The sequence below is a fragment of the Vicinamibacteria bacterium genome, assembly GCA_035620555.1.
Taxonomy (GTDB): Bacteria; Acidobacteriota; Vicinamibacteria; order Marinacidobacterales; family SMYC01; genus DASPGQ01.
The window spans coordinates 1-2357 of record DASPGQ010000298.1 but is presented as its reverse complement, the minus strand read 5'-3'; the positions used below and the strand labels follow the sequence as shown (position 1 = coordinate 2357).

Here is a 2357-nt window from a genome sequence, read left to right as displayed (position 1 = left end):
AGGTGTTGCGAGCGCAGGAGTACTGGCGCCTCAAGGGCTTGAGCGCCGACGTCGTTATCCTCAACGAGCATCCCACGAGTTACCTCGACGAAATGCAAGGACACCTCGCGGCGCTTCTCGACAATGGATCCTGGCGCGAATGGAAACACCGTCCGGGAGGCGCCTACCTACTGCGCCGCGATGGGATGACGGAGGCAGAGCGGATACTCCTCGCGAGCGTTGCGCGGGCCGTCTTGAGCGGCGAGCGGGGGACGCTGTCTCAGCAGCTCGACGGGCTTCCTATCGAGCGGCCCGAACCAGAAGAGCTGGTCCCCTCGCGTACTGGCTGGACATCATCTTCTACAGGGCCAACGATGCCACACTGGGATCTCTTTAACGGTATCGGGGGCTTCAGCGACGAAGGACGGGAATACGCCATCGTACTCGAAGGAGACCAGGAGACTCCCTCACCCTGGGTCAACGTCATCGCCAATCCCATATTCGGGACGTTGGTCACAGCCTCAGGGGCGGCCCACACCTGGTCGGCGAACAGCCGCGAGAACCGCCTGACGCCGTTCGCGAGCGACCCCGTCACCGACCCGACCGCTGAGGCACTCTTCGTGCGCGACGAGGAGACAGCGGAAACATGGTCGCCCACACCCGGACCCATGCCGCGCACCGCAGCGAGCGGGCGCTTCGTAATTCGACATTCTGCGGGGCTCACCCGCTTCGAGCGGGTCGCGAATGGTATTCGACAGGAGCTCGAGATTTTCGTCGACGCGAAGGACCCGGTGAAGTTCTCTCATCTTACCCTCATGAACGAGAGCGGAGAGCACCGCCGTCTGAGCGTGTTCGCCTACAACGATTGGGTTCTGGGCCCGCCGCGGGCGGGCCAGAGCGCGCACGTCGTGACCGAGCTCGATTTGGAAACAGGAGCGATCCTGGCACGAAATCCGTTTCACCAGGAGCTCGCGGGGCGCGTGGCCTTCTCCTTTGCGAGCGAGCGGCCGCGCTCGGCGACGGGTGACCGTCAGTCCTTTCTGGGCAGAAACGGTGAAATCGGTCGGCCGGCAGCGCTTCACCGTAAGGCTCTCTCGGGCCGTTTCGGAGCAGGGCTCGATCCCTGTGCGGCACTTCAGGTCTCGGTCAGCCTGGCGCCGGGCGAGACGCGTCGCGTCGCTTTCCTCCTGGGACAAGGGAAGGATCTCGAGGAGGCTCGGGAGCTGGTGCGCCGTCACGGCAGCCTGTCCGCGGCGGATGTCGCCCGCGAAAACGTACGCCGGTCTTGGGACGAGATCCTCGACGCGGTTCAGGTCCGAACTCCGGACGACTCCTTCGACTTGCTCATGAACCGCTGGCTCCTCTATCAGGCCGTGAGCTGTAGACTGTGGGCGCGATCGGCTTACTTCCAACCTGGTGGAGCCTTCGGATTTCGCGACCAGCTCCAGGACGTCATGGCCCTTGCGTTCTCGCGACCAGGGCTCATGAGAGAGCATCTCCTGCGGGCGGCGAGCCGGCAATTCCTGGAAGGAGACGTCCAGCACTGGTGGCACGTGCCGAGCGGCCGTGGCACGCGCACGCGCTGCTCGGACGATCTACTGTGGCTTCCCCACGCGGTCGCCCATTATGTCCGGACGACGGGAGACGCCGCCGTCCTGGACGAGCCTGTCCCGTACCTCGAAGCACCGCTCCTCCCGCCGGACGCGCACGAGGCATACCTCCACCCGAAGGTCTCGGCGGAGGAGGGGTCTCTCTTCGAACATTGCCTGCGGGCGATCGACAAGGGACTGACGGCTGGCGCCCACGGCCTTCCCCTCATGGGAATCGGCGACTGGAACGATGGAATGAACCTGGTGGGAAGAGAAGGGCGAGGGGAGAGCACGTGGCTCGGCTTCTTCCTCCACGGCGTTTTGAAGGATTTCGCGGTGTTGTGCGAGGCGCGCGGCGATGGCCCACGAGCCGAGCGTTACCGGAGCGAGGTATCTCGCCTGGCGGCGACGCTGGAGCAGACTTGGGACGGCGAGTGGTACCGGCGCGGCTATTACGATGACGGCACACCTTTGGGCGCGTCACAAAACGACGAGTGCAAGATCGACTCCATCGTCCAGTCCTGGGCAGTCCTCTCGGCCGCGGTGCCCTTGCGCTTCGCCGATCGCGCCATGGATGCCGTCCGCACTCATTTGATCCGACGGGGCCATCGGGTGGTCTTGCTCCTCGCGCCGCCCTTCGACCGATCGGCGCAGCAGCCCGGCTACATAAAGGGATACCCCCCGGGTGTGCGGGAGAACGGCGGCCAGTACACCCACGCCGCTGTCTGGGTGGTGATGGCGATGGCCCGTCTCGGTAGCGGTGACGAGGCGGTCGAGCTGTTTCACATG

Annotated in this window: 1 protein-coding gene; it reads left to right on the top strand. The window is 65.0% G+C overall.

The window, feature by feature from the left end:
* A partial coding sequence (locus VEK15_12095; GenBank protein HXV61431.1) for a carbohydrate-binding protein occupies positions 1-2357 on the top strand: 2357 nt, incomplete at both ends.